Annotated in this window: 21 protein-coding genes; 9 read left to right on the forward strand and 12 right to left on the reverse strand. The window is 50.2% G+C overall.

What is annotated here, in order from left to right:
* Positions 1 to 15 precede the first annotated feature (15 nt).
* Positions 16 to 1,233 carry an ROK family protein gene (locus tag SAQUA_RS11935; RefSeq protein ID WP_380675139.1) on the reverse strand — a complete coding sequence of 406 codons (1,218 nt, stop codon included), beginning with the start codon at positions 1,231 to 1,233 and terminating at the stop codon, positions 16 to 18.
* Positions 1,234 to 1,843: 610 nt separating this feature from the next.
* On the reverse strand, positions 1,844 to 2,929 hold the full coding sequence (gene ampC, locus SAQUA_RS11940; RefSeq protein ID WP_380675996.1) for a class C beta-lactamase: 1,086 nt from the start codon (positions 2,927 to 2,929) through the stop codon (positions 1,844 to 1,846).
* A gap of 164 nt (positions 2,930 to 3,093) precedes the next feature.
* On the opposite strand from ampC, the gene ampR reads away from it, so the two are divergent.
* Positions 3,094 to 3,972 (forward strand): LysR family transcriptional regulator AmpR, encoded by an 879-nt coding sequence (gene ampR, locus SAQUA_RS11945; protein WP_380675141.1) that lies wholly within the window; start codon positions 3,094 to 3,096, stop codon positions 3,970 to 3,972.
* A 35-nt stretch (positions 3,973 to 4,007) separates the two neighbouring features.
* Here ampR and SAQUA_RS11950 read toward each other — a convergent pair whose 3' ends face one another.
* The 4 genes from SAQUA_RS11950 to SAQUA_RS11965 form a co-directional block, all read right to left on the reverse strand.
* Positions 4,008 to 4,619: a hypothetical protein gene (locus tag SAQUA_RS11950; RefSeq protein ID WP_380675143.1), complete on the reverse strand. Its 612-nt coding sequence runs from the start codon at positions 4,617 to 4,619 to the stop codon at positions 4,008 to 4,010.
* Between the two features lie 19 nt (positions 4,620 to 4,638).
* Positions 4,639 to 5,283, reverse strand: a complete 645-nt coding sequence (locus tag SAQUA_RS11955) for a TetR/AcrR family transcriptional regulator (RefSeq protein ID WP_380675145.1) — start codon at positions 5,281 to 5,283, stop codon at positions 4,639 to 4,641.
* Positions 5,284 to 5,286: 3 nt separating this feature from the next.
* The gene (locus SAQUA_RS11960; RefSeq protein ID WP_380675147.1) at positions 5,287 to 6,480 is read right to left on the reverse strand and encodes an Acg family FMN-binding oxidoreductase; all 1,194 of its coding nucleotides are present in this window, start codon (positions 6,478 to 6,480) and stop codon (positions 5,287 to 5,289) included.
* Between the two features lie 178 nt (positions 6,481 to 6,658).
* On the reverse strand, positions 6,659 to 10,492 hold the full coding sequence (locus SAQUA_RS11965; protein WP_380675149.1) for an autotransporter outer membrane beta-barrel domain-containing protein: 3,834 nt from the start codon (positions 10,490 to 10,492) through the stop codon (positions 6,659 to 6,661).
* A 306-nt stretch (positions 10,493 to 10,798) separates the two neighbouring features.
* Here SAQUA_RS11965 and SAQUA_RS11970 point away from each other — a divergent pair, with 306 nt between their 5' ends.
* A complete protein-coding gene (locus tag SAQUA_RS11970) occupies positions 10,799 to 12,082 on the forward strand; it encodes an MFS transporter (RefSeq protein WP_380675151.1) in 1,284 nt (427 codons plus the stop codon).
* A 148-nt stretch (positions 12,083 to 12,230) separates the two neighbouring features.
* Entirely contained in the window at positions 12,231 to 13,157 is a 927-nt protein-coding gene (tus, locus tag SAQUA_RS11975; protein WP_380675153.1) for a DNA replication terminus site-binding protein, read from the forward strand.
* Positions 13,158 to 13,163: 6 nt separating this feature from the next.
* Here tus and SAQUA_RS11980 read toward each other — a convergent pair whose 3' ends face one another.
* The 3 genes from SAQUA_RS11980 to SAQUA_RS11990 form a co-directional block, all read right to left on the reverse strand.
* On the reverse strand, positions 13,164 to 13,532 hold the full coding sequence (locus SAQUA_RS11980; protein WP_380675155.1) for a VOC family protein: 369 nt from the start codon (positions 13,530 to 13,532) through the stop codon (positions 13,164 to 13,166).
* 63 nt (positions 13,533 to 13,595) lie between these two features.
* A complete protein-coding gene (locus tag SAQUA_RS11985; protein WP_380675157.1) occupies positions 13,596 to 14,306 on the reverse strand; it encodes a helix-turn-helix transcriptional regulator in 711 nt (236 codons plus the stop codon).
* Positions 14,307 to 14,389: 83 nt separating this feature from the next.
* Positions 14,390 to 15,331, reverse strand: coding sequence for a LysR family transcriptional regulator (locus SAQUA_RS11990; protein ID WP_380675159.1), 942 nt, complete (start codon positions 15,329 to 15,331; stop codon positions 14,390 to 14,392).
* 116 nt (positions 15,332 to 15,447) lie between these two features.
* On the opposite strand from SAQUA_RS11990, the gene SAQUA_RS11995 reads away from it, so the two are divergent.
* Complete coding sequence (locus tag SAQUA_RS11995) at positions 15,448 to 16,113, forward strand: peroxiredoxin-like family protein (protein WP_380675161.1); 666 nt, start codon at positions 15,448 to 15,450, stop codon at positions 16,111 to 16,113.
* A gap of 96 nt (positions 16,114 to 16,209) precedes the next feature.
* Here the strand turns inward: SAQUA_RS11995 and fumC are convergent, their stop codons facing one another.
* Positions 16,210 to 17,607 (reverse strand): class II fumarate hydratase, encoded by a 1,398-nt coding sequence (gene fumC / locus SAQUA_RS12000; protein WP_380675163.1) that lies wholly within the window; start codon positions 17,605 to 17,607, stop codon positions 16,210 to 16,212.
* A gap of 204 nt (positions 17,608 to 17,811) precedes the next feature.
* Here fumC and manA point away from each other — a divergent pair, with 204 nt between their 5' ends.
* The 4 genes from manA to SAQUA_RS12020 all read left to right on the forward strand — a co-directional run bounded on the left by manA (position 17,812) and on the right by SAQUA_RS12020 (position 21,381).
* Positions 17,812 to 18,990: a mannose-6-phosphate isomerase gene (manA, locus tag SAQUA_RS12005; protein ID WP_380675165.1), complete on the forward strand. Its 1,179-nt coding sequence runs from the start codon at positions 17,812 to 17,814 to the stop codon at positions 18,988 to 18,990.
* Positions 18,991 to 19,128: 138 nt separating this feature from the next.
* Positions 19,129 to 20,679 (forward strand): YdgA family protein, encoded by a 1,551-nt coding sequence (locus tag SAQUA_RS12010; protein WP_380675167.1) that lies wholly within the window; start codon positions 19,129 to 19,131, stop codon positions 20,677 to 20,679.
* Positions 20,680 to 20,819: 140 nt separating this feature from the next.
* On the forward strand, positions 20,820 to 21,050 hold the full coding sequence (locus SAQUA_RS12015; protein ID WP_380675169.1) for a type II toxin-antitoxin system Phd/YefM family antitoxin: 231 nt from the start codon (positions 20,820 to 20,822) through the stop codon (positions 21,048 to 21,050).
* Positions 21,051 to 21,060: 10 nt separating this feature from the next.
* The gene (locus tag SAQUA_RS12020) at positions 21,061 to 21,381 is read left to right on the forward strand and encodes a type II toxin-antitoxin system RelE/ParE family toxin (RefSeq protein ID WP_380675171.1); all 321 of its coding nucleotides are present in this window, start codon (positions 21,061 to 21,063) and stop codon (positions 21,379 to 21,381) included.
* Positions 21,382 to 21,490: 109 nt separating this feature from the next.
* Here the strand turns inward: SAQUA_RS12020 and SAQUA_RS12025 are convergent, their stop codons facing one another.
* Together SAQUA_RS12025 and SAQUA_RS12030 are read right to left on the reverse strand one after the other, a co-directional pair.
* Positions 21,491 to 22,630: a serine hydrolase domain-containing protein gene (locus SAQUA_RS12025; protein WP_380675173.1), complete on the reverse strand. Its 1,140-nt coding sequence runs from the start codon at positions 22,628 to 22,630 to the stop codon at positions 21,491 to 21,493.
* A gap of 310 nt (positions 22,631 to 22,940) precedes the next feature.
* Positions 22,941 to 23,972 carry a Mal regulon transcriptional regulator MalI gene (locus SAQUA_RS12030; protein WP_380675175.1) on the reverse strand — a complete coding sequence of 344 codons (1,032 nt, stop codon included), beginning with the start codon at positions 23,970 to 23,972 and terminating at the stop codon, positions 22,941 to 22,943.
* A gap of 218 nt (positions 23,973 to 24,190) precedes the next feature.
* On the opposite strand from SAQUA_RS12030, the gene malX reads away from it, so the two are divergent.
* Positions 24,191 to 25,774, forward strand: coding sequence for a maltose/glucose-specific PTS transporter subunit IIBC (gene malX / locus SAQUA_RS12035; protein ID WP_380675177.1), 1,584 nt, complete (start codon positions 24,191 to 24,193; stop codon positions 25,772 to 25,774).
* The last annotated feature ends 3 nt before the right edge of the window (positions 25,775 to 25,777 follow it).

Consider the following 25,777-nt stretch of genomic DNA (forward strand, 5'->3'; position numbering starts at 1 on the left):
TAAGAATAACTTATATCAACCTTGCAGCAATTTTACTAACAATGAACCGTTATACATTGCATCTTTGACCAGTGCGGCACCGGGCATTGTGCCATGGTTGAAAAACTGCGTAGATTCAACTTTGACGTGCTCACTATAAGCGGGTAAAGATTGCTGCCGAATACAGGAGGCGATCGCAGGATGAAGAATTTCTGCAGCACGATTAAGCGGTGAGCCAACCAGAATTTTTTCCGGATTGAAGAGATTGACCATGATCGCCACAATGCGTCCAACGCTATGGCCCACGCCAAGAATAATATCTTTGGCTAACTGGTCACCTGCCAAAGCCGCATCGCAAAGCGATTCTACAGTCAACGGTGCGCCGTGTAGCAATGACGTCATGGATCCTCCCAGCCGCTGTTGAGCGATTTCCAGTATATTTTCAATACTGGCTACCGTTTCCAGACAACCGTGATTGCCGCAATAGCATCGTTTACCATAAGGATCCACCTGGGTGTGGCCAATTTCTACCACGCTGCTGCTGCCTGCGTGCAAAACTCGCCCATTGGTGATCACCCCCGCCCCTACGTTATGGTCAACCACCACCTGAATAACATTCAGACTGCCACGGGATGCACCATAAAGGGCTTCAGCCATTGTCCAGGCACAAATATCATGCTGTAGATAAACGGGCAGCCCGGTCAGCTTTTCAAGTGCCGGCCCTAATGCCATCTCGTTCACCTCGTAAAACGGCATGCGGTGAACAATACCAGAAGCGGCATCGATCATACCGGGCAAGGTGATGGCAATCGCTGTTAAGCGTTCCAGCTTACTTTGGTGACGAATGAAGAAACGATCTATTTCACCAACGATACGCTGTAGCAAAGGCTCTGGGTGTTCAGCATCCAGCGGCAACAGCTCTTCAACCACCATTTTGCTACTAAGATCGCGCAGCGCCAGTGTGATCGTACCGCGACTGATACGCGCAGAGAGGTAATGCCAAGCTTCGGTATCCAGCACCAAACCAATGGCCGGACGGCCACGGCTGCCGACTTCCTGATATTCAGTTTCTTTGACCAGATGTGCTTCGAGTAACTCGCGCACGATCTTGGTGATACTGGCAGGTGCAAGTTGCGCCCGCTTGGACAGTTCGATACGGGAAATCGGCCCAAGCCGATCAATCAACCGATAGACTGCCCCAGCATTTGTCTGCTTGATTTGATCAATATGCCCAGGTTGCCCTTCCGCAATCACAAACCTGCTCCTACTATTTTTCGCGCTTCTAAATAAAGACTAATGGTATGGTGGGGCTTTTGGAATTAAGCGTCAACTATTTGATTCGTTATGTGATTCACAGCACAAATTGACGGGCTGCTGGCCGAAAACTGCGCTTTATTCGTGCGATTTTATGGGGGGGTAATGTCGGATTAAGTATTAGGCTGTGTCCCTTAATTGCCCGTGGTGCCGTCGCAGACCCAAAAGCCCGTTATCAAGGCGGAGGGTGAAGGGCAGAGTGGCCCTCTGTTCAAGCCCGACTTTACTTCGAACGGGCTTTTGGGGCGCGACCCTTCGGGCTGGGGCCATTTACGCGCATTGCGGCGTTGTTCGCCGCTTATTTGGTCCACCAAACCTCGCGGCTCACGCCTTGCCCTGTGCGCAAATGACCGCCAGCGGCGCTCGCGTGCAATTAAGGGACACAGCCTAGTGCTTTCGATATCTGCTTTAGCCATGCTTTAACCGTCAGTCATTTGTGGCCGCGTTAGGTTTAGCCTGCCTGCTGTGCCCTAACCGGCGTATAACAATTTAACTATTCACCCATTCTAATAAGAACGAAGTTAGGGGCGAAAGAATTCGCCCCTCTATCTTACTGTAATGCCTTTAAAATTTGCATCGCGGCTTTTACCCGCTCGGTATTCGGATAGTTTTTATTCGCCAACATAACGATTCCTACCTGCTTTTCGGGGATAAAAGCGATATAAGCGCCAAATCCCCCCGTTGCTCCGGTCTTGTGAACCCATGATGCATCCACACGAGGATGTGATTTTGCATCCCGCACCTGCTGCGGTCCAAGCGCGACCTTGTTATCGGAGCCCTTAACTGCCATTGCTGCCTGATCTGGCCAGTTAAGCATCTCCCAACCTAGCCCCTGGTATAAGGCGTCGGTACGATAAAAACGCGTTTGCGCCAGACGCAAAGCTTGCTGTAACGTCTTATCTTCGACCCGTTGCGGGTCCATATTCGCCTGCATCCAGTGCGACATATCTTTTATGGAAGACTTCACACCATAGGATTCTGCATCTAACATTCCCGGTGATACACGCACGGGTTTGCCATCGCGGTAGCCCCAAGCGTAAGAACTTTTGACCGCATCCGGCATAGTAATAAAGGTGTGATTGAGCTTAAGCGGCGTAAACACACGTTGTTGCATGGCTTGTTCAAAGGAAAGCCCGCTTGGTTTTACCGCTAAAAACCCAAAAAGACCAATACTGCTGTTCGCATACTGACGCGTTTTTCCGGGTGACCATTGTGGTTGCCACTGTTTATAGAAGTTTATCAGCCCAGTCTCGTCAGTAACTGCATCCGGAACCTGTAAAGGCAAGCCACCTGCGGTAAAAGTGGCCAATTGCAGCAGAGTGATGTGATTCCACTGCGGCGTGTTAAGTGCCTGCCAGTATTTGCTGGCAGGATCGTTAAGCGCAATCTCGCCTTTTGTCACGGCTACGCCACCCAGTACACCGGTGAAGGTTTTACTCACTGAGCCCAGTTCAAAGAGGGTGTCTTCTGTCACTGGGCGAAGTTGTTTTTCATCAGCCATGCCCCACGTAAAGTAGTAAGGTTGGCCTTTAAAGACCACCGCCACCGCCATGCCGGGGATACCTTGCTGCTGCATCAGAGGTTTTATTGCCTTGCTAACGGTAGTTTCCACATCAGGGGTTGCCGCGATACCCATAGAGCACACCGATGCCAGTACCGTCGCTATCACCGTTTGAGAAATAAATTTCACTGTTTTTAACCTTCAGGGTTGTTAATTCGCGAGCAGTTTGCCCAATTTGACAGACCACAACAAACTGTTAAATTTAGCGCCTGATAAAAGAAAATCTTACAGGTGAAATCGTGGTTCGCCCTTATATTCCGCTAAATGCGCTCAGAGCTTTCGAAGCCGCTGCGCGTCACCTAAGTTTTACTAATGCAGCAATTGAACTGCATGTAACACATGCTGCCGTAAGTCAACAGGTGAAATTACTAGAGCAGCAACTGGGTTGTTCGCTGTTTGTGCGTGTTTCGCGCGGACTGATGTTAACCATCGAAGGCGAAAGTTTGTTGCCAGTGTTAAATGATTCTTTCGATCGTATTGCCGATACGTTGGATCGCTTCTCTGCAGGGCAAATGCGCGAGAAATTAAAGGTGGGTGTGGTGGGAAGCTTTGCTACGGGGTTGCTATTACCGCGGTTGAGTGATTTCAACCGCCGTCATCCACATATTGAACTGCAACTCTCCACCCACAATAATCGCGTTGATCCGGCTGCCGAAGGTCACGATTACACCATTCGCTATGGTAGCGGTGCCTGGCATGGCACAGAGGCGCAGTTTATTTGCGATGCCCCATTGTCTCCGCTGTGCATTCCAACGATTGCCCGGCAGTTGCAGCAACCTGCTGACGTACATAAATTTACTCTGCTACGCTCTTTTCGTCGTGATGAGTGGCTGCACTGGTTGCAAAGCATTAACGAACATCCGCCTTCACCCGCGCATCCTGTGATGATTTTCGACTCGTCATTGACGATGATCGAAGCCGCACTTTTGGGTATAGGCATTGCGCTAGCCCCCCCTAGGATTTTCAATCATCTGCTGCAAACAGGGAAGCTTACGCGTCCCTTTCCCGCTGAAATCAACCTCGGAGGCTATTGGCTAACACGGTTGCAATCGCGAGCCCAAAGCGCTGCCATGAATGTATTTTCCGACTGGCTCAGCGCACAATTTAGAGTGGAATAACGTAATTTCACGGACATTCCTCGCTTCCCGAATCGCTAGGTATTAGCCTTTTTTTCGCTCATACAGGCAGGCCAACGATCCCAATGTGTTGTCCATTCGGCTAATGCGTCGGTCAGCCTTCCATAACGGGAAAAACCTTCCGAAATGTTCATCACACTTCCACTGAGCCGCTCTATGCGAACCGCTTGTACTTGCCCTGTGTTATCGCGGAAAGTTGTTTTCATGGTCAACTCCCCACTATCAAGTGGAACCAGCAATACTACGGCGGACAGGACATTCAGTGTCGGGCTGACGGGTTGGATATCATAAATTTCAACATCCATACGTAGCCCGTTACTATTTGAACCTTTAAGCCGGGGTGTTAAATGCTGAATAAGTGTTTTATCCAGGTCATCGTGTTCGACCACCTCTTTTTTATTGCCGTCTATGGATTTGCGCATTGTTACTTCGCCCAGGATTAATCCATCATATTGGCTCACATTAAAATTCGGGTGAACAGCCAGAACAAAGGCGCGATCTTGTTGCATAATTTTTAAGGAATTATGTTCCGGCACATTACGGTAAGATGAGTCTGGTAATTTTGCACAACCTGCCAGCATAAGACTTAACAGCAATACTTTAATTCTTAGCGATCTGTTACTTTCCATTGAATATTCCCTTATTTGTCTATTGTTCTTCTGCTTGAGTCATGCGCAAACACAGCCATGACAGGCTTTTCTTGATTTCTTGCCAACATTCATCTTCCTGGATAGCCATGCCGCTAAAAAGGACGGTATTACGTGCGCGTAAAAGTAAATACTGGATACCCGCAAATAAGAGCGAAATATTGATGTTCCAGTTCGCAGTAATGGGGTGCTCACCGGCCAGTCGTTCAGCGAGATCTCTCCCCCACCTTTCGCGGGCCGCGTCCAGAGTTGCTGTGAGTTCATTGGGCGCGGTAACCTCCATCGCCAGAATTTCCAGCGTTAGGGGGCTGCTACGTAAAGCATCAATAAAACGCTCAAAAACCATCTGTAGGCGCAGAGCCAAAGGTAAAGTTGCCAGATCGAGCCCTGCAATTAACTGATCAACCGAGGGCCAGAAGTTCCCAGACAGACCAAAAGCTTCCAACAACTGGGGCATTCCACCAAAATAACGATAAATAAGAACTTTATCTATATTGGCTTCGTGCGCAATGACATTTATACCAATGCCGGTGAAGCCATCGCGTGCCAGCACGCGGCCAACGGCAGCGAGAATATCCGTTTCTGTTTGTTGACGGTTACGGCCCCGTTTAGTGCTAGCCACTGAGGTGATATTTTGTTTTTCCATGGTTTACTCCAGAATAAAGTCACTAAGCCTGCGGCGGGGCGACGCGGCTACAGGATCGGCATAGCCAATACGAACCAGCATTTGCAGGCGATGTTGATCGGAATTGAGTTCGGTATTGTCATATAAATCTTTTTGGTGAGGCTGCATTGCAGGGGCTTCGCTTAGCAGAAAAGACATAGGTTGCATTGCAATATGGGACTGTGCGGCAGCCAACTGCAAACGAACATACGCACGCCCAGCAGCAATCTGCTGCGCATGGCTGTTCCCCTGGCTATAGAGCCATATCCAACCTGCGGCGGTTTGGCCTTGTTCCTTACCCGTGGTAATCATACTGCGCATAAACGTTGAGTCTGGCTCGGGAACGCGATCCCTGGGAAACAGCCCGAAAGTGGCAGCCATTTCAGGCAGAAAACCGCTGACTGCAATACCATCGCGGTGGTATTCAATTTCCTTTTTACCCACTCTGGTGAGCTTTAGCGACTCTAGCACCGTCTCACTATTACTCATTTCCGTCTGCCAAGCATTCTCTGCCAGTGGATTGAGTTTTTGTAACAACGCGGGATTTACCGTTCCGTCAGCCTGGATGCCATGAACACTTCCGGCATCCAGTAGCGAAGCTAAAATATCATCCGGGATGGTACGCTGGGTATCGTAGGGAAGCCGATTGGTGCGCCTTTGTTCGAGCATAGCCAGGAGTGGCTCGGGCAATAAGGGCTCGGTGGTAGTAGCGGGAGTGATGCGGATCTGCGCGATAACCGGAGCAACTGGCGTTATCTGTGGAGCATTGCCCTCCGGGAACTCAATAATTTCACATCTAAAGCCCCCTGCTTGCGCGGCCATTGATAATAATTCCAGAAAGCAACCCAACGATATCAATGTCTCTCTGGCATGAGGATCGGCTACGGGTAACAGACGCTCAGGATCCACACGAAGTAAGATGATGTCCGCAGGGCCGCGCAGGTCAATCAGCCAAGGCTGAAGATTATGTGAGCTAGGTGCCAGTGAGGCTTTTTCGATTAAAGCTAGGCGCGGATCTGAATTAGCGCCAAGTTTCTCCTCTTTAGCACGCTGGAGCTCATCATCTTCCACTATGAAATGACGGCCAGCCAATAAGCCCGCCGATGCTAGAATTATGCTTCCGCCAATAAGGCGGATAAAAACACGTCTTTGCTGCTGTAAAGGACTACGGGAACCCATGAATTATCTTCCAATATAATGTCACTGACTGGTGACTTAATTTAAGTCACCAGTCAGTGACATTCAAGGGGATTTTGCAGAGCCTCCCTTTAACGCGACAGGACTGCTTTGGCTTTGGGCAAAAAAAATAGCCAATTTTTCAATTGGCTATTCGATTATTCTCGATACGAAAGCGTCTTTAGAATTTATATTTAACACCTAGCATCGCTGACGTATCACTGTAACCTTTGTTGCCCACCTGTTGGCCAAGGTTGCCCCAAAGATTGACTCGTTTATTGATTTGCCCTTCAACACCCAGTTTCAGTTCAACAATATTCGCTGCACCGTCTTGTTTCACAAGAATGCCGTCCATGTTGGTACCGAAGTCTTTGCTATTGTGGATCCAGTTAGCTTCAACAAACGGCTGGAACACGCGGTCTTTGCCTTTATCCTGAGCGGCATAACCATTCATAAAGGCTTTCACACCCAGACGAGTCTGGATATTGCCATCGCCTTCGCCGGACACATTAGTGCCGTTGGCTTCTTTATGGTCATCAGCTTTCACGCCCATCCAGGTGATCTGCGCTTTTGGCTGGACAAAGTAGGTGGCATTTTTAGCTGCATTTTCACCCACTTTAAAGGTATAACCACTCTCAACCGAGGCTGTCACTCCTTTGGATTTATACTCTTCACTAGCCAAACCCTGCCCATCAACGCTGTTATTGAACCAGCTGTACTGCGCCCAGCTATCGACATATAAGCCCACTTTGTCGGCTTCATTGGCGTACCAAGTACCGTATACTCCTAAGCTGTAACCATCTATCGAACTTTTGGCGTTATAACCGGACATTTGCGATGTCGTGCTATTCTTGCTGTTGCCGTAGCCAGCCATCGCACCCAGATGGAGGCGATCCACACCATTACTGCTCCATTGAGCAATTTCTCCACCCAGTTGCATCACATAACGATTGGCTTGCGTCCGCAACTGACCATTGGTGTCACGCGAGCGGTTATGTCCTCCTTCGTTACGCAACCACATGCTGGTTGTTTCTTGCTCACCCGTCAGGACGTTAACGAATTGCCTCTCCCCTTCACGGTCATGCAAGCCAGTGACAAACATGTTATTCGCGGCCGACAGGTTGGCTGCGTAGCCGCCAGCTTCCGGACGTTCTGCCGCATGGCTGGTCAGATACCAGTTCTGCGCATTTTCTGCGCTACTGCCACGCCCCAGACTATAATCATAAGCCCCTGCAGTAATACGGCCTGTCTGAACAAACTCCCCGTCAGATTGCCCCGCCACACTAATGACTTCAATTCCATTCAAAGACTCAGCTCCACTACCTCCGGCATTGTTTATCTGCACGCGGGTGTTGCCTGAAGTGTTCCCTGCGACGATCAGTTTATCTGTTAACGAAGCATCGTCCCCCAAGCGGGTGTTCAACACCAACAGACCATTATTCCCCTGATAATTTCCCTCTACCGTCAGCGTTTTGAAATCCGATGCGGTAGGAGCAACAAAGGTGACCGTACCGCTGTTGGAAAGGTTATTGACTAAGGAATTGGCGGTCAGGTTCCAGTGACTGGTGGCATCGAGAGCTACGTTTGTCGGGTCAATCCACCCCGTCAGACCTGCTCCGTTGTGCAAGGTCAGTTGGGTATCACTCTGCCCGATGATGTTACTGGTCAGTTGTGCACCGCCAGAGGAGCCATCCAGAATCAGGCTCCCACCCTGCAGCTCTGTATTTCCTGACCACGCGGTCTTCCCGCTCAAGGTCAGGCTGCCCGCACCGCTCTTGATGAAGGTTCCGCCACCGGTGATGTTACCTGTGTAAACGCTATCGTCCGTGGCACTGGTATTGACGGCGTTCAGAGAGGCGCCGTTCAACTGGATTTCTCCCCCACTGCCAGCAAGACGGTTGAACTGTTGGTTGTAACCATTCAGATCGAGTACGCCGCCATTAACGATGACGTTGCTACTCGGCACAATGCTGTCTGCAAGATTGAATTGCAGTACCCCATCATTCACTGTGGTCGACCCGGTGTAGCTATTCTGTGCTGAAAGCAACAACCGCCCAACACCGTTTTTGACCAGACTCTGACCATCCCAACCACTGCTAAACCCGCCATCAGGAACGGTCTGGTTAACTAACGCAATATCGACGTTAAAAGCGGAGTCTTCGCCAAGGGTAAAGTCCCCTGTTCCTTCGGTAGCATCGCCCTGCGTCCACGCCAAGCGAAAGTCCAGCTCATAATCGAGCCCGCCATTAGCGATTTGTCCCTCATGTATCAGGTAATCCACACCGCTCGGAACAAGGGGGTTGTTGGTGAAGTCACCAAGGATGCCTTCTATCGTATGAATAAAGACATAGCCTTGCTGAACAACATCGCTCGCAGTGACTGGTACTGGCCCATCAGAAAAACCGTTGATCAATAGAGTGCCGCCTAATTGTGCCCGTTGCGCAGTGATGTCTGGCGATGCACCAAGTGTGGCAGAAAGTATTGAACCCGCCTGTTGGGTAAATGTTCCACCAATACTCAGCGTTGAGTTGACCTGCCCTATGTTAGTCGTCGCACCATCTTGGGCGGTATAGTCGCCTGAAATGCTGGAGTTACTCGCCTGAGAGAATTGCAGAGTACCCTGCTGTACCGTGACGTTACCAAACGTGTTGTTGTTGGTGAGGGTCAGTTGGCCTGCGCCAGTTTTAATCAAGTCGCCACCAGTTATCGTACCTGCAAAAAGGGTGTTATCTGTTGCACTGGCATTATTGGCGGTGAGGGTCGCTCCGTTAAGGGCAATGGTACCGCCACTGCCGGAGAGACGGTTGGCCAATTGGGCATTACCAGCCAAATTGAGTATGCCGCCGTTAACGATCACGTCAGAACTGTTTGAAAAGGCGTTAGCAACGCCTGTCTGCAAGGTTCCAGCGTTAACAATTGTGGCGCCGGTATATTGCTGAGCCATGTTTAGCAACAGCGTACCTGCCCCTTGTTTGGTTAGTGAACCTACACCTGTAAAGGCATTAGATGAGCTGATATCAAAACCATTGGAGTCGATTACCGCACCGCCGGACAAAAGTTGTAACCCATCGGTTTCTGTCAAGTTTATAAAATCGGGCCGAGATGACAATGCACGCAGGGTACCTTGATCGAAATAGAGCACCCCATTTCCTGTAACGTTATTAGCACTGACCAAACCGCCATTTTCAATATATAGGGCTCCACTCTGGCGTCCAGGTGACCGTCCAATAGTGAGTGTTCCCATATTGGTCCACGTGGAGCCTGAACCGGTCACCATAACTGTGCCTGTGCCGGGTAATATACCGGTATTGCCGATGTTTCCGTTATTGTTGGTAACCGCAGCACCATTTTGGATAGTCAGTTGCCCATTGCTTCCACTGCCTACTGTCGTGGTGGTGCTGTTCACGCTAGACCCTACACCATCAACGGTAACCATCCCCTCACCTGTAGGTTGGTTAGAAACGTTGTAACCAATACCTAACGTCAAGCCAGTAGAAACCTTGGCACCATTTTCAACCTTTAGAGAACCAACGCCACCATACCCGACAAAAAAAGAGCCTGAACCGGTGCTAAGGGATGAGCCTGCACCAGAAACCAGGACTTGCCCGGTAGTACCGTTGACCCTACCGATATAACTGACCCCAGCATTCACCACTCCGCCATTTTCTATTGTGAGGATCCCGTGACTATCGTTAGAATGACCTACATAGATAGTCCCAGTTTGCCAGAGTGACCCATTGCCAGAAACAACAACATTACCAGTTGAACCTGCGCCGAGATAACCAATCGAGCTGGCGACGATGCCTCCATTCTGAATAATCAAAGTACCATCACCATTTATACCCAAAAGCAAATTACCACCTACATTCCAAGGCGAACTTTGCGTGTCTGGCACAATAACGGTTTGCCCACCTTCAATATTAATCGCCAGAGCTCCCAGAGGGTAACCTAGAAGAGCGGCGGTCATGGCTGCCGCCATTGGACGAAGCACAAAAGGTAAAATTTTCTTACGCATACGATATCCTTATGAATGTAGTGACTACTGTATGATTAACTGCACTTTTAAAAGTTAAAATGCGATGCGGCGAAGATCGTTAGGATTTGAAATCGAGAGTAAAAAAGTAAACGAATATTTAATTAATAGTTCATGCAAGAGAAGAATGGCAAGTTTCACCAGAACGTCATGGGGAGTATTGAAACGGCACAAGCAGCCTAACTTGCACACGGCATGCCAGTCTAGCCTAGACAAAAAACCTACCTGTCCTTATCATTTGCAGCCTAAGATGATTTTTTAATCTCTCACCTCCGGTAAGGAAACATTGTGACAACCCCTTCGCGTTCTGCGGTGAGTGAGCAATTGGCGATTTCTGCAAGTAGCGAGCCAAAGCCCCGACGTTCAACGTTGAATAAACTGCCTCATATTGAACGCGGAACCCCCCAGTTCATGCGAGTTACGCTGGCTCTGTTCACTGCTGGGCTGGCGACGTTTGCGTTGTTGTACTGCGTACAGCCTATCTTGCCGGTACTTTCACAAGATTTTGGCATCTCTCCTGCCGAAAGTAGCCTCTCGCTTTCCTTTTCCACCGGTTTACTGGCCATTGGCTTGATGTTCACAGGCCCGTTGTCAGACGCCGTTGGCCGTAAATCGGTGATGGTGGTAGCTCTGTTGCTGGCGGCAATCTGTACTCTGATATGCTCTTTCATGACCAGTTGGCATGGCATATTGCTGATGCGGGCATTGATCGGGCTTTCATTAAGTGGCGTTGCAGCCGTTGGCATGACCTATCTGAGTGAGGAGATCCACCCCAGTTTTGTAGCCTTTTCCATGGGGTTGTATATCAGTGGTAACTCGATTGGTGGGATGAGTGGGCGCTTGGTGACTGGTGTACTAACCGATTTCTTCTCCTGGCGGATCTCGCTGGCGGTGATTGGGCTGTTTGCCTTGGCAGCGGCATGCATGTTCTGGCGTATTTTACCGCCTTCCAAACATTTTCGGGCCAGTTCCTTACGCCCACGCACCCTGCTGATTAACTTTAAATTACACTGGCATGACAAGGGATTACCGTTGCTGTTCGCTGAAGGCTTCCTGCTAATGGGCAGTTTCATCACCATGTTCAATTACATCGGGTATCGCTTGCTCGCTGACCCTTACTATCTCAGCCAAGCCTTAGTTGGTCTGTTATCTGTCGTCTACCTTACCGGTTCATACAGTTCACCCAAGGCTGGCGCACTTACCTCTCGCTTTGGCCGTGGCCCGGTGCTGCTAGTTTCAATCATGATTATGTTGATTGGGATCCTCACGACGGCCCTGGCGCCGCTCGCCGTAATATTTGTCGGCATGATGTTATTTACCGCCGGCTTTTTTGCTGCACACTCTGTCGCCAGCAGTTGGATTGGCCGCCGAGCTCGCCGAGCCAAGGGGCAAGCCTCTTCTCTTTATTTATTCAGTTATTACGTGGGGTCGAGCGTTGCCGGTACATTAGGTGGCGTGTTCTGGCACAATGTCGGTTGGAACGGCGTGGTGATTTTTATCAGTTTGATGTTGTTATTGGCACTGTTTGTTGCCTATCGCTTAAAGAAACTGCCCGAAGCCACCCTCATTTAACAATCTGCACTCTTCATAACGAAGAAGGTACCGTTTATCTTGCTATAGAGCTTGTACTACTCGGTGTTAATGATTGTGTAATGGCTGAAGTTGTCGCCGTTTATTGCTACAATTTCAATGTATGTTGTAACTAAAAAATGAGGGTAACATGGATAAATATGATCTCATTGGTAGAATGAACTCGCGTTTTGCCGAGCTGGAACAGTTACTCGCCTTACTACGCCAGCAAATCCTGCCACTGCGGTTACTGGCCGCTCGCGTGTTTAGCCTGCCTGAGATCGAGAAAGGTATGGAACACAATGCTGTCGAACAGATCCAGGTAGAGCAACATGTTGGCCCTGCAGCGCGTGATTTGGCACTGGAACACTATCAACGGTTGTTTATCCACCATAATCCACAACATGTCAGTAGCAAGGCAGCAGTGCGCTTGCCTGGCGTGGTTTGTCTAGCGGTCGAACAGGCGGAAGATCTCGCGCTACAGCACCTTATTGCACAGATAAACCGCCTGAAAGCAGAATTGGAGCAGATTATCACCACCGAATCGGGGTTGGCACCTGAGCAGCGTTTTGAGTTTGTGCATAATCACCTGCGTGGATTGATCACACTTAGCGCATATCGTTCAATCACCCTGCTCACCAACCCGGACTCGGTTCGCTTCGGCTGGGCAAATAAACACATTATCAAAAATGTGAAACGTGACGATATTCTCGCTCAATTGGAGAAAAGCTTGAAGGCGGGCCGCTCCGTCCCGCCATATAGCCGTGAACAATGGTCCGAATTGGTCAGCCGCGAATGGGACGATGTTAGCCGCGTGCCGCAAGATGCGGTGTTGAAAATCAAGCGACCGGTAAAAGTACAGCCGATCGCTCGTGTGTGGTATCAGCAGCAACAGAAGCAGGTACAGCACCCCTGCCCGCTACCTCTGATCGTACTATGCCGGCAAGATCTTGGCGCTCAGGTACCTAAAATTGGCGAGTTGCTTAATTACGATGCTGCAAGGATCAAACATAAATACAAACCGGACGCCAAACCTTTACGCCTGCTGGTGAAACGCCTTCATCTGTATATAGCCTAGGCGCTGTTATTCATTGAGTTTATAAACACGCAGTCTATGTCCATCGGGATCTTCGGCAACAAAGGTGTAACCAAAGTCCATTTCTAGCGGATGCTGTGCAATAGTCAGCCCTTTGGCAAGCCATTGCTGATAAATGTCATCAACTTGTTCTGGTTGTTGGCACACGAAACAGATTTCCGTTCCGCCCCCAACCGCTTTTGCCGCTGGCTCAACGGTATGTTTTGACCACATGGCCAGTTTGAAACCGTTATTGAAGACAAACATGGCAAAGGTAGGCGAAAGTTCTACCGGTTCAGCACCTAATAAACGTTGATAGAAATCAGCACTCCTTTCCGGGCTATCAACATAAATAATTGTCATTGTCGGGCTTAGCATAGGGTTATCCTCGTGAGATTAGCCGGTTGGCTTCTGATAACCTTAATGTACTTAGCCCTACTGTCAGTTTCTGGCAGTAGTAACAGGTGACGAGGAAATACCTTCACTTTCCCGCCACATTTTCATTAATGCTCTACGTCCTCGCGGATAACGCTGTTCTAGCGGAGTGAGTTGGCCAATTCGGTCAATACGAAAATGGCGGATCGCACCGCGTAATTCGCACCAGGCTATCAGAACCTGTATCTGCTCGAAGTAACCCATAGCAAAAGGCCACAAAACGCGCTCACTGCTATTGCCTGCATTATCGCAATACTCAACCCTCACCTTGCGCTCAAGGCGGATAGCCTCACGGATCATTACCAGGACATCATCGTCAGCATAGGCTGTAGACACAGGGCCAATCAGAAGAGTGTTGGCATCAAGTTCCTCCCGCAATTCATCCGGCAGCACCGCAGCAATCTTCACCAACGCATTGGTCGCTCCCCGGGCAAGCTGGCTATCGCCCCGGTGTTCAACCCAACGAACACCAAGAACCAGCGCTTCGATCTCCTGTTGCGAGAACATCAGTGGCGGTAGCATAAATCCTGGTCGCAGCACATAGCCAATCCCCGTTTCACCAACAATATCTGCACCTTGCTGCTGCAAGGTGGCAATATCGCGATACAGAGTACGCATGCTAATCCCCAGCTCTTCAGCCAGGGAATACCCAGTAACGGGGTAACGATGACGGCGCAGGAGTTGCATCAGTTCGAGCAAACGTTGCGTGCGGGACATGCATGACTCCCGGTAAAAAGTTGGCGCAGAGGAAAATGGTTGGCGATTATAACGGGTCACTGTAACCCGAAACAACGCTTTACTCACAGGACAAGGCATGGGTTGGCTTGCTTCAGTTCGTCCAACCCTTTATGCGTGCCAGCATTCGTTAGCAATAGTTGAACAAAGTCAGCAAAGGCTCGGGCCTTAGCTGGGATAAAATGGCCGCTGGGGAAAACCGCCCACAACGGCAGTGGCGGTAATTGCCAGTCGGCTAAAACGGCAACCACGCTGCCATTAGCTATTTCGCGGCGAAATAGCCCTTCACATGCGATGGTGGCACCAAATCCGGCAATCACCATTTCACGCAGGCACTCGGCTGCACTGACCCGAACCCGACCAAGCAATACAACTTCCTGCCGATGTTGCTGGCGGGTAAATACCCATTGCTCAGCCACAAGAGAACGGGGCTGGATCACCATCTCGTGCCGAAGCAATTCTCGCGGCGTCTCAGGTATGCCCGCACGCTCGAAATAGGCTGGGGCACCAATCACATACTGTTGCGCCACGCCCAGTTTTCGGGCGGTAAATGCGGAATCGGGCAAATCGCCGATGCGCAAGGCAATATCGATACCTTCTTCAATTAGCCCCAATTCCCCTTCATCCAGTAATAAATCCATTGCCAGTGCAGGATTGCTCTGCAGGAAGCCAGTTAAATCAGCTAACTCGATCAAACGGGCAAACACTGAGGCTGAAGAGACGCGCAAACGGCCAGTGAGCACCTCAGCTGAGCCAGATATTGCTGATTCGGTCTCCGCAACGTCTTGCAGAATACGTCTGGCTCGCAGATAAAACTGCTGCCCGGCTTCTGTAGGCCGCAAACCATGGGTTGAGCGGAGTAACAAGCGGGTATTCAGTTGCTGTTCCAAACGGGCAATAGCTTTGGAAACCGCCGGTTGGCCGACATTAAGCCGCCGGGCCGCAGCAGAGAATGCCCCCGTTTCGTACACACTAATATACGTGGCAAAGTCGCCGAATTTATCCATCCCACCATTCCTCATTGGAATAACCATTAGTGATTTTCGCACTCTACCCCCATTCCATCAGAATAGGCAAACTGCCTACATACCGTTTTGCTTCCCCGGCATTGTTAAGGAATAACATGAAACTTCAGGATCAACTCGACGCATTCAAAGCAGATTTCGAAGCTGGCAATCTTTCGTTCAACCTACCCTCGGCTGTGCATCGCTTGTTACACTCTGCCAACGAAGAACTGATCGCTTCAGGCGCAGAAAAAGCGGCTTTATCGGTAGGTGATATCGCCCCTGATTTTGTTTTGCAGGATACACAGGGGAATAGGGTTTCTTCTGAGCAATTATTGGCCGAAGGCCCGCTGATTGTGAGCTTTTATCGTGGTTGGTGGTGCCCATACTGCAACTTGGATCTTCAGACATTGCAGGCGGCGATGCCTGAATTGCAACGCTACTCTGCTAGCGTGGTTGCGGTCTCGCCGCAGTTACCAGCGAATGGTCGCAAAATGCAGCAGGATAATGATCTGGCGTTCCCGATTTTGGCAGATATTGGCAACCTTCTGGCGGCACGGTTCGGTTTGCGTTTCGCGCTGACGGCCGAACTTATCGAGCTGTATTCGAATAGTTTCAATCTCGACCTGGCAGCATTAAATGGTGATGGCAGTTGGACATTACCTATGCCTGCACGCTTTGTTATTGCGCCAACAAAGGAAATCGTTTTTGCGCAAGTCAGCGCTGATTATACCCGGCGTTCAGAACCTCTTGCATTAATACCTGTACTGCAAAGCCTAAAATAAAAGAGCCTAGTGCCAGGCCCGAAAGATCGAGCCTAGGCTGTGTTCCTCAATTGCCCGCCAGCGGCGCTCGCGCGCAATTGAGGGATACCACTATGGTTATTTCTTCATGCTACCAACCATCTCCTCTGGACGTACCCACTCATCAAACTGTTGTTCGGTAAGGTAGCCCAACGCCAAGGCCGCAGCTTTTAGCGTCAAACCCTCTTTGTGCGCCTTTTTGGCGATTTCAGCCGCTTTGTCGTAACCAATATGGGTATTCAGCGCGGTCACCAGCATCAGCGATTCGTTGAGTAATTGGCTGATACGCTCACGATTCGGCTCGATCCCCACCGCACAATGTTGATTAAAACTGCGGAGTCCATCCGCCAATAAGCGCACCGATTGCAAATAGTTGTGGATAACCATTGGGCGGAACACATTCAGTTCAAAATTACCAGAAGCGCCGCCTATATTCACCGCCACATCGTTACCCAACACCTGGGCACAAAGCATGGTCACGGCTTCGCACTGCGTGGGATTCACTTTCCCTGGCATAATTGAGCTACCGGGTTCATTTTCCGGGATAGCGATTTCGCCGATCCCGCAGCGTGGCCCTGAAGCCAACCAGCGCACATCGTTGGCAATCTTCATCAACGAAGCCGCCAACCCTTTCAATGCCCCATGTCCATGCACCAGCGCGTCGCAGGTGGCCAAAGCTTCAAATTTGTTCGGTGCGGTAACAAACGGTTGCCCCGTCAGTTCAGCCAGTTTTTGGGCAACCCGTACGGCATATTCCGGGTGGGTATTCAGCCCGGTACCAACAGCGGTTCCCCCCAATGCCAACTCGCAGATATGCGGTAAACTGGCTTCGATATGCTTGAGATTATATTTCAGCATCGCCGCCCAACCTGAAATCTCCTGGCCCAGCGTCAACGGTGTCGCGTCCTGTAAATGCGTACGACCGATTTTGACAATGTCGCGAAAAGCCTCTGCCTTGGCAGTCAGAGTACTGTGCAAGGCTTTCAATTCCGGGATCAGATGCTCACGCACGGAGATCGCTGCTGCAACGTGCATCGCCGTTGGAAAAACATCGTTCGAACTTTGGCTTTTGTTAACATCGTCATTGGGATGAACTTGCCGCCCTTCTCCTCTTTCACCACCCAGCAATTCACTGGCGCGGTTTGCCAGTACCTCGTTCATATTCATGTTGGTCTGGGTGCCGGAACCGGTTTGCCAGATAGACAGTGGGAATTCCTCAGGGTGTTTGTCTGCCAACACTTCATCGGCGGCCTGAATAATCACCTTCCCGCGCTCGGCAGAAAGTAATCCCAGATCCATGTTGACGCTGGCGGCTGCACGTTTGGTTAACGCTAACGCATGGATCAGTGCGAGGGGCATTTTCTCCGAAGAAATTCGGAAGTGCTCCAACGAGCGCTGAGTTTGTGCTCCCCAAAGCCGATCGTTGGGGACTTCAATCGGACCCATTGAGTCTTTTTCAATACGAACACCTGCCATCACGGTCTCCTTTGCACTATGTCTGAAAGTGAGGGGGGCTGCCAACGAGCAAAAGCCCGCCAGCAAGCCCCCTCAGTATAGTGATATAATAACTATTCGCATTAACACTCTGAATAATACGCATCTTTAGACATATCGACTTGCATGCGTCTGCTTCACATTGTTTACTTAGCGCAATTTTTTCGAGTAAGCAGGACATTAATCATGCAAAAAATGGTCAATACCATACAGAATTACGCGTGGGGCAGCTCTGATGCGTTAACCCGGCTTTATGACATTGCCAATCCGGCGGGTAAGCCTATGGCAGAACTGTGGATGGGGGCTCACCCTAAAAGCAGTTCGCAAGTTGCGAATACCTCGGGGGCTCTACAGTCACTACGTGATGTGATTGATAGTGACCAACCAAAACAGCTGGGTGCGGCAGTGGCGCAGCGCTTTGGCGAGTTACCTTTCCTGTTCAAAGTACTCTGTGCAGAGCAACCTCTCTCCATTCAAGTCCACCCGAGCAAGGCAGCAGCCGAGTCAGGTTTTGCCAAAGAGAATGCCGCAGGTATTGCTTTGGACGCGGCTGAACGTAACTATAAAGATCCCAATCATAAGCCGGAACTGGTTTTTGCCCTGACTCCCTTCCTGGCGATGAATGGCTTCCGTGAACTTTCTGATATCGTTTCTCTATTGCAGCCGATCTCAGCCGCACATCATGATATCGCCGCTTTTCTGCAACAGCCGGATGCTGCCCACCTTGCAACCCTGTTTGCCAGCCTGCTAGGCATGAGCGGTGAGCAGAAAACGTTGGCCCTTGGGGTTTTAAAAGCCGCATTGAACAATCAGCAAGGCGAACCTTGGGATACGCTTCGTTTTATTGCTCGCTTTTATCCAGATGATAACGGGCTGTTCTCTCCATTGTTACTCAATGTGGTCAAGCTGGCTCCCGGCGAAGCCATGTTCCTGTATGCTGAAACACCGCATGCTTACCTGAACGGTGTAGCACTTGAAGTGATGGCTAATTCAGATAACGTATTACGTGCTGGACTGACACCAAAATTTATCGATATTCCCGAGCTGTTGGCCAACCTGCAGTTCCGTCCGCAACCGGCGTCCGGTCTACTGACTCAGCCAGAAAAGCGTGGCAATGAGTTGTTCTTCCCTATTCCGGTCGAGGATTTTGCTTTCTCATTACACGATCTCTCTACCGTACCCCAGTCACTCAGCCAGAATAGCGCTGCCATCGTGTTCTGTGTCGAAGGCGCTGCAACGCTGGAAAAACAGGGCCAACAGGTGACGCTAAAACCAGGTGAGTCCTGTTTCATTGCCGCTTTCGAGTCCCCGGTTAATGTGACAGGCAGTGGTCGTATTGCCCGCGTGTATAATATGTTGCCTTAACCATCGGTAAACTTTGGCAAAAAAGTTGCCAAAACGAACCGGTTAACGCCACAATAAATCGCCTACGGGCGTCTTTTACAGGCCAACTTGCCCATCCATCTATTTAATTAGGTGGCTTAAGAAAGGATGAACAGAACTATGAAAAAATCGTTAGTCGCTGCCAGCATCATTGTGGTTCTTGGTGCTGCATGGACCGGAGCTTCCTGGTACACCGGCAAGTTGATTGAGCAGCGGATGGGTGAAATGGTGGATACCGCCAATAGCCAACTGAAATCATACCTGCCCAACACCGGGATAAAATTAAGCTTTGAAAACTACCAGCGTGGGCTGTTCAGCAGTCAAATCCGCTATGTCTTACGCGCCGACGGTTCCGTATCGGCGGATAACGCGCTGCTGAAATCCGGTGAGGAAATCGCCTTTCTTGAAGCTATCGATCATGGTCCGTTTCCTTTGGCCCAGTTGAAAAGATTCAATTTGCTACCAAGCATGGCCTCGGTCCACTCGGAGCTGGAAAACACGCCAAAACTCAAAGCGTTGTTTGAAATCACCAAGGGGCAATCGCTGTTTACTGCCGAAACACGTATCGCATTCAGTGGTGACACTAGTTCAGCCATTGACATAATCCCGGTTGAGTACCAGAAAGACAAAACGTCACTTAAGTTCAGCGGTGCAAAAATTGATGCCGATATCGGCCGTGATATGAAAACCGCTGTGTTAGATGCCAGCAGCGACACTACCCTCATCAGTGCACCGAATCAGTTCGGCCAGATAGAACAGGTAGAAATGCAAGGGCTGACGCTCAAGAGCAACACGCATCAAAACCAGTTCAACCTGAGCCTGGGCGATCAAGCTCTGGGGCTGAAACAGCTGAATGTCGGTGTTGATGGCAAAAACATTCTGTCAATGGAGGGATTCAATCTGATAACCCAGTTTGGGGAGAAAGGCGATAACCTCAATGGGCTAATTGATTACACTCTGGCTGCTATCAAGGTTCAGGGGAATGATTTTGGTTCAGGCAGACTGCTGCTAAAAATCGACAATCTGGATGGCAAAGGGATGAAAGAGTTTGCCGATCGCTACAATCAGCAGGCAATGGCACTGATGCAACAGGGAGGAGATCTGTCATCGGAAGCCTATCAGCAGCAATCAGCCGCCTTACTGCTGCAGAACTTGCCACTGCTGTTGAAAGGTAACCCAACTCTTAGCATTGCTCCATTAAGTTGGAAAAACAGCAAAGGTGAAAGCTCCTTCACGCTGAATCTTGATCTGCTGGATCCGGCCAAAGCTGGGGCAACGGCGGAATCACCAGATCAACAGCTTGCACAATCAGTCAAAAAGATTGAAGCAAATCTGACCATTCCAGTCGCTATGGCCACAGAAACCATGGCGCAATCCGCGAAGCTGCAGGGTCACAGTGAAGAAGATGCACAAAAACTGGCACAGCAACAAGTGCAGCAGTTAGCTGCACTTGGCCAAGCGGTCCAGATCACCACGCTGAAAGACGGTATTATCGGCAGCAGCTTCCGCTATGGCGATAATCAGATTGAGCTCAATGGCAGCAAAATGTCCCTGCAGGAATTTGTCGGCCTGTTCGGTATGGCTGGTAACCCGGCTGGAGAAGGTAGCGCGCCGCAATCTGAACCGCTGAATGAAGAGCCAGCACCGGAAAAACCGGCTCAAGGGCAGTAAAACAGACAAGGGGCTCGATATTACTGAGCCCCTTGCACTCCCACTTCCCCTCGCAAAATTCTTTTCATCCATCAGTGTGCTCTTGTGCGAAGACTATAAAAAAACTATATTTAGACTACCACCTGTAGTGAGAGGTCTTTATGAAAGTTGAAACCATCAGTTTTGTGAAAAAAAATGCGGCGTCACTCGACCTTGCCGAACCCATTCTCGTGACACAAAACGGCGTTCCTGCCTACGTTATTGAGTCTTTCGATGCTCACCAGGAAAAGGAAAACGCAATTGCCCTGCTGAAACTACTGACACTTTCTGAGAAAGACCGAGCGGAGGGTAAGCTTTTTTCTAAGGAACAATTACTCTCGGGACTGGAGTGAGATAAGCCGCATGAATATTCAATACACATTCACGGTAAAAGTCTGTATTGATGAAATAACCTCTCACCTACGGCATCTGGATATAGCACCCAAGGCAGTAATAACAGACATCCTGGAATATTTTGAAAAGAAGGTTACAGAGTTTCCACTTGGGTGTCAGGTTTGCCCTGAACTGCATAAAATAGGCTGCACAAAATATAGGGAATGTAATACCCCAGGTGGTTACCGGGTATTGTATTCCGTTGACGAGACCGCAATAACCGTTCACGCAATACTGGCTCATCGGCAGGATATAAAACAATTGCTGTTTAAGCGTCTTATCAGCGTTTAAGGCGGCAACTAGGCTATGCATACTTAATCAGCAAGGTAGGATCGGGCCAACCAGCTCTGGACAATAAAAACCGGCTGAGGCTCAGCATTAACCAAGCCCCAGTTTTTTTCTATCCGTATACAGCATCACGGATTTGTATCGAATAGGGTCCGCACATCCCTTCAATGGCCGTATTGGTTAACGCCACCAAGCTCAATTCTGCTAGCGGATCGTAAAACCAGTTATGTCCGTACACTCCGCCCCACTGCATGGTCCCGTTACTCTGTGGAGTTGATGCCACCGTCGCGTCCACCAGCACTGCGCCGCCGAAACCAAACCCCCAACCTGGCCCCTGGATTTCAGCGTCTGCTCCAACATGCGCCTGACGCATCAGTTCGGTCGTTGCCGGTTGTAGAACGCCATCGCCACCATTGCGTAACGCTTCCACCAAACGCAATACATCATCCGCATCCCCAACCATCCCGGCACCAGCGGAAGGATAGGCACTGGATGCAAGCGCACGCGAGGGGGCAAGTTCGAGATCAAAACCAAACCCTTCAGGTAAGGTCAGTAGAAAACCATCTTGCATCCGGGCCGGTTCGGGATCTGCATCATAATAGGCAGTAGCCAGAGTTTGAGCGTCTTTAGCAACAAAACCGGTATTGCGCAGCCCAAGAGGTTTCCCTACCCACTGATCGAACAGCGTCGGTAAAGCCACACCCGCGACTTGTTCAAGCACTGCCCCAAGGACATCAATCGACAGTGAATAATTGAATACGCTACCCGGTTCAGCCTGTAACGGCGCGTCTGCCAAAAGGCGCAGGTTTTGCTCCAACGTCAACGTTGACAGTTCCATACCATCACAAATCCCCAACCGATGATAAGGACCATTTTCAGGTTGCTTGAAACGGTAATCCAGCCCGGCTGTGTGGGTCAACAAGTGGCGGACTGTGATTTCGGGGCATCGCCCATCAGTTAAGGCTGGCGTGAACCACGGTAGCCAACGGCTGACGGCATCTTCCAGACTTAAGTGCCGTTGTTCGACCATGCGCATCGCCGCCAGCGTGATATAAGGCTTGGATACTGAAGATAAGCGAAACTGGTTACTGCGTTTCATTGGACGTTGCTGCTCGCGATCGGCATAACCGCTGGCCCCAGCGTAAATAACCTTCCCTTGATGAGCTACCAATACCACACTGCCAACAATGCGGCCTTCAGCAACTGCCCTTTGATTAACTGCTTCTATTCGTTGTGCTAGCGCCTGATCCATGATTGATAAATTCCTCATTAAACTATCTAGAACTCCAAGGGTATACCTACGCGCAGCGGGATTTGCAGCAGCCATAGTTACCTACGTTAGCGCTTTCCAGACAGTAACAAATTTGAACCTTGTTATTTCAGTTAGAGCGGCGCGTACATTACTCAAGATTAACCTAAGGTTATCCTCGGGATGTGAGCCGTTCGGTGCCTGCTAACTTCAAATGTAATTCATCCTATTGTCAGTTTCTGGCAGTAGGATGAGGCGAGGAGGAAATACTTATAGGCTAGGCGTTTTATGCGGGTAAAACGCGAGCAACTGCTCATGCAGAACCACGCTTGATTAGCGTCGGAGATAAGATCATATTCTGCGGTGACAAGGTTCCATCGGCAATACGCTGCAATAGCCTGGAGGCTGCGCTCCGGCCAACTTCACGAGCCGAACTGGAGATAAAGGTCAACGGAGGTTCAGTCAGCTCAGCCTCCGGAACATCGCCAAAACCGATCAAAGCAACCTGTTGACCATAGAAACTGTCCATTCCTTCCGAGCCAATACTGCGGCCACTGCGCACAATGCCAAAATAGGCCCCCAAAGCGACAGACGCTTTATGACACACCAGCGCGCTGATATTTGGGTACTGCCGTAGCAGGTTTTCGGCAGCTTCGGCGGAAGCTCGTTGATGGCTATCACATTCAACGATCCATTCAGAACGGAACGGCAACCCGTATTGCACCAGGGTGGCACAAAATCCCCCTAACCTTTCTGCACGGGTCAAGGAGTCACTGTGACCACCAAGATAAGCAATCTGGCTGTGACCCCGCTTGATAAGGAATTCGGTAGCCATTTTCGCTGCCTGCATGTTATCCGGGCGGACAACATCCACACCTTCTAATCCACTTGAGCGCGAGGCACACACCAACGGAACGCCCTGCTCGGCGGCTTTTTCCTGCAAACCGATTACAGAACGCACGCCGCCTGCCAGCACTATGCCATCAACCCCCTGTGCCAGTAACGTATCAAAGCAACGCATCAGTCCTTTGCCATCTCGCCTACTCTGGGTGAGAAACAGTACTTTACCGTGGGCTTCCAGTATTTCACTCAACCCTGCTGTCATCTCAGCATAAAAAGGTTCGCAAATATCCCGTAGGATCAACCCTATGACGTCTGATGCCCCGCCACGCAGAGTTGCCGCCTGGCGGTTACGCACATAACCGAGCTGCTCAATAGCCTGATTTACACGCGTCATGGTGCTGGGGGAAATGCGCCCTTTACCGCTCAAAACCAGAGAGACAGTGGTCACGGACACGCCGGCCAATTGCGCAACGTCAGTAATAGTGATTTTTTTGATGGTCATAACCTCTGTAAAGCAACGTCTGGATGCCCCTCACAACAGAGGGTATACCGAATGTCTTTATACAGTAAAACGTTTTACCCACCGCGCTATTGTCACCGCAAAAGGTGATCCCAAATTGTGATTAATGGCGCATTTTTGCTTGGTAAAACGTTTTATCTTATTTTACCTAAATTAGACACCCATACTATTGCATGCATTTTCGCCAGGAGTCGTCGGTTATGCCAGCCACTAAAAAACAGAAAATCACGCTTTGGGAGTTCTTCCAAAGCCTGGGCAAAACGTTCATGTTGCCCGTCGCACTGCTTTCATTCTGCGGCATCATGCTGGGGATCGGCAGTTCACTGAGTAGCCGGGACGTTATCACCCTGCTGCCGTTTATCGGCCACCCGGCATTCCAACTGCTGTTCACCTGGATGAGCAAGATCGGTTCTTTTGCCTTCAGCTTCTTGCCTGTGATGTTTGCCATCGCCATTCCGTTAGGTATGGCGCGTGATAACAAAGGCGTGGCTGCATTTTCTGGCTTCGTCGGTTTTGCCGTGCTGAACCTGGCAACCAACTTCTACCTGACAACCGCAGGTATACTGCCCACCACCGATGCACTGGTATTGAAAGCCAACAACATACAGAACATCCTTGGTATTCAATCGATTGATACCGGGATCCTCGGCGCAGTGATTGTAGGTATTATTGTTTATCTGCTGCATGAGCGTTTCAACACTATCCGCCTGCCGGATGCGTTGGCCTTCTTTGGCGGCACGCGCTTTGTCCCTATTGTCACAACCGTCGTTCTTGGCCTGTGTGGCCTGCTGATCCCACTGATCTGGCCATGGTTTGCCGCCGGTATCAACGGCCTAGGACGTATGATCAACGGTGCGGGTATGTTTGGACCAATGATCTTTGGTTCCGGTGAGCGTCTGCTGCTGCCATTCGGTCTGCACCACATTCTGGTCGCCCTGATCCGCTTTACCGAAGCAGGCGGTACACTGGACGTTTGTGGCCGTGAAGTCAGCGGCGCATTGACCATTTTCCAGGCTCAGCTCTCCTGCCCAACCACTCATGGCTTCGCAGAAAGCGCCACCCGCTTCCTGTCACAAGGCAAAATGCCTGCCTTCCTCGGCGGCCTGCCCGGTGCTGCATTGGCTATGTACCACTGTGCCAAGCCTGAGAATCGCCACAAAATTAAAGGGCTGCTGATTTCCGGGGTAGTTGCCTGTGTGGTTGGCGGTACAACTGAGCCTATCGAATTCCTGTTCCTGTTTGTTGCCCCATTCCTGTACCTGATCCACGCCGTCCTCACCGGTCTGGGCTTCACCGTGATGGCGCTACTTGGGGTAACTATCGGTAACACTGACGGTAACATCATCGATTTCGTGGTATTCGGTATCCTGCACGGCACGGCAACCAAGTGGTATCTGGTTCCGGTGGTCGCAGGCATCTGGTTCGCCGTCTACTATGCAATTTTCCGCTTCTCTATCCAGCGTTTTAACATCAAGACGCCAGGCCGCGAGAACGAAACGGCAGCAACTCAGAGCGCTTCAATCGGTTCAGTGGGTAAGTCAGGCTACAATGTGTCGGCCATTTTAGCGGCGTTGGGTGGTAAAGATAATATTGTTTCTCTGGATAACTGCATTACCCGCCTGCGGATGTCCGTTAATGACATCAGCATCGTCGATGATGCGGTGCTGAAGGCCAACCGGGCCATCGGCGTGGTTCGCCTTAATGAACATAACCTGCAGGTGGTTATCGGGCCGCAGGTACAATCGGTTAAAGATGAACTAGAATCGTTGATTGCCACCTCATAACTT

This window comes from Serratia aquatilis (assembly GCF_044865145.1).
Taxonomy (GTDB): Bacteria; Pseudomonadota; Gammaproteobacteria; order Enterobacterales; family Enterobacteriaceae; genus Chania; species Chania aquatilis.

What these genes read in the sequence shown, in the direction of transcription:
- ampC (WP_380675996.1), bottom strand. Translation starts at nt 2,929, where the DNA reads ATGGGTATCGCGGCAACCCCTGATGTGGAAACTACCGTTAGCAAGGCA.
- SAQUA_RS11950 (WP_380675143.1), bottom strand. Translation starts at nt 4,619, where the DNA reads ATGGAAAGTAACAGATCGCTAAGAATTAAAGTATTGCTGTTAAGTCTT.
- SAQUA_RS11955 (WP_380675145.1), bottom strand. Translation starts at nt 5,283, where the DNA reads ATGGAAAAACAAAATATCACCTCAGTGGCTAGCACTAAACGGGGCCGT.
- SAQUA_RS11960 (WP_380675147.1), bottom strand. Translation starts at nt 6,480, where the DNA reads ATGGGTTCCCGTAGTCCTTTACAGCAGCAAAGACGTGTTTTTATCCGC.
- SAQUA_RS11965 (WP_380675149.1), bottom strand. Translation starts at nt 10,492, where the DNA reads ATGCGTAAGAAAATTTTACCTTTTGTGCTTCGTCCAATGGCGGCAGCC.
- tus (WP_380675153.1), top strand. Translation starts at nt 12,231, where the DNA reads ATGGATAAATATGATCTCATTGGTAGAATGAACTCGCGTTTTGCCGAG.
- SAQUA_RS11980 (WP_380675155.1), bottom strand. Translation starts at nt 13,532, where the DNA reads ATGCTAAGCCCGACAATGACAATTATTTATGTTGATAGCCCGGAAAGG.
- SAQUA_RS11985 (WP_380675157.1), bottom strand. Translation starts at nt 14,306, where the DNA reads ATGTCCCGCACGCAACGTTTGCTCGAACTGATGCAACTCCTGCGCCGT.
- SAQUA_RS11990 (WP_380675159.1), bottom strand. Translation starts at nt 15,331, where the DNA reads ATGGATAAATTCGGCGACTTTGCCACGTATATTAGTGTGTACGAAACG.
- SAQUA_RS11995 (WP_380675161.1), top strand. Translation starts at nt 15,448, where the DNA reads ATGAAACTTCAGGATCAACTCGACGCATTCAAAGCAGATTTCGAAGCT.
- fumC (WP_380675163.1), bottom strand. Translation starts at nt 17,607, where the DNA reads ATGGCAGGTGTTCGTATTGAAAAAGACTCAATGGGTCCGATTGAAGTC.
- manA (WP_380675165.1), top strand. Translation starts at nt 17,812, where the DNA reads ATGCAAAAAATGGTCAATACCATACAGAATTACGCGTGGGGCAGCTCT.
- SAQUA_RS12010 (WP_380675167.1), top strand. Translation starts at nt 19,129, where the DNA reads ATGAAAAAATCGTTAGTCGCTGCCAGCATCATTGTGGTTCTTGGTGCT.
- SAQUA_RS12015 (WP_380675169.1), top strand. Translation starts at nt 20,820, where the DNA reads ATGAAAGTTGAAACCATCAGTTTTGTGAAAAAAAATGCGGCGTCACTC.
- SAQUA_RS12020 (WP_380675171.1), top strand. Translation starts at nt 21,061, where the DNA reads ATGAATATTCAATACACATTCACGGTAAAAGTCTGTATTGATGAAATA.
- SAQUA_RS12025 (WP_380675173.1), bottom strand. Translation starts at nt 22,630, where the DNA reads ATGGATCAGGCGCTAGCACAACGAATAGAAGCAGTTAATCAAAGGGCA.
- SAQUA_RS12030 (WP_380675175.1), bottom strand. Translation starts at nt 23,972, where the DNA reads ATGACCATCAAAAAAATCACTATTACTGACGTTGCGCAATTGGCCGGC.
- malX (WP_380675177.1), top strand. Translation starts at nt 24,191, where the DNA reads ATGCCAGCCACTAAAAAACAGAAAATCACGCTTTGGGAGTTCTTCCAA.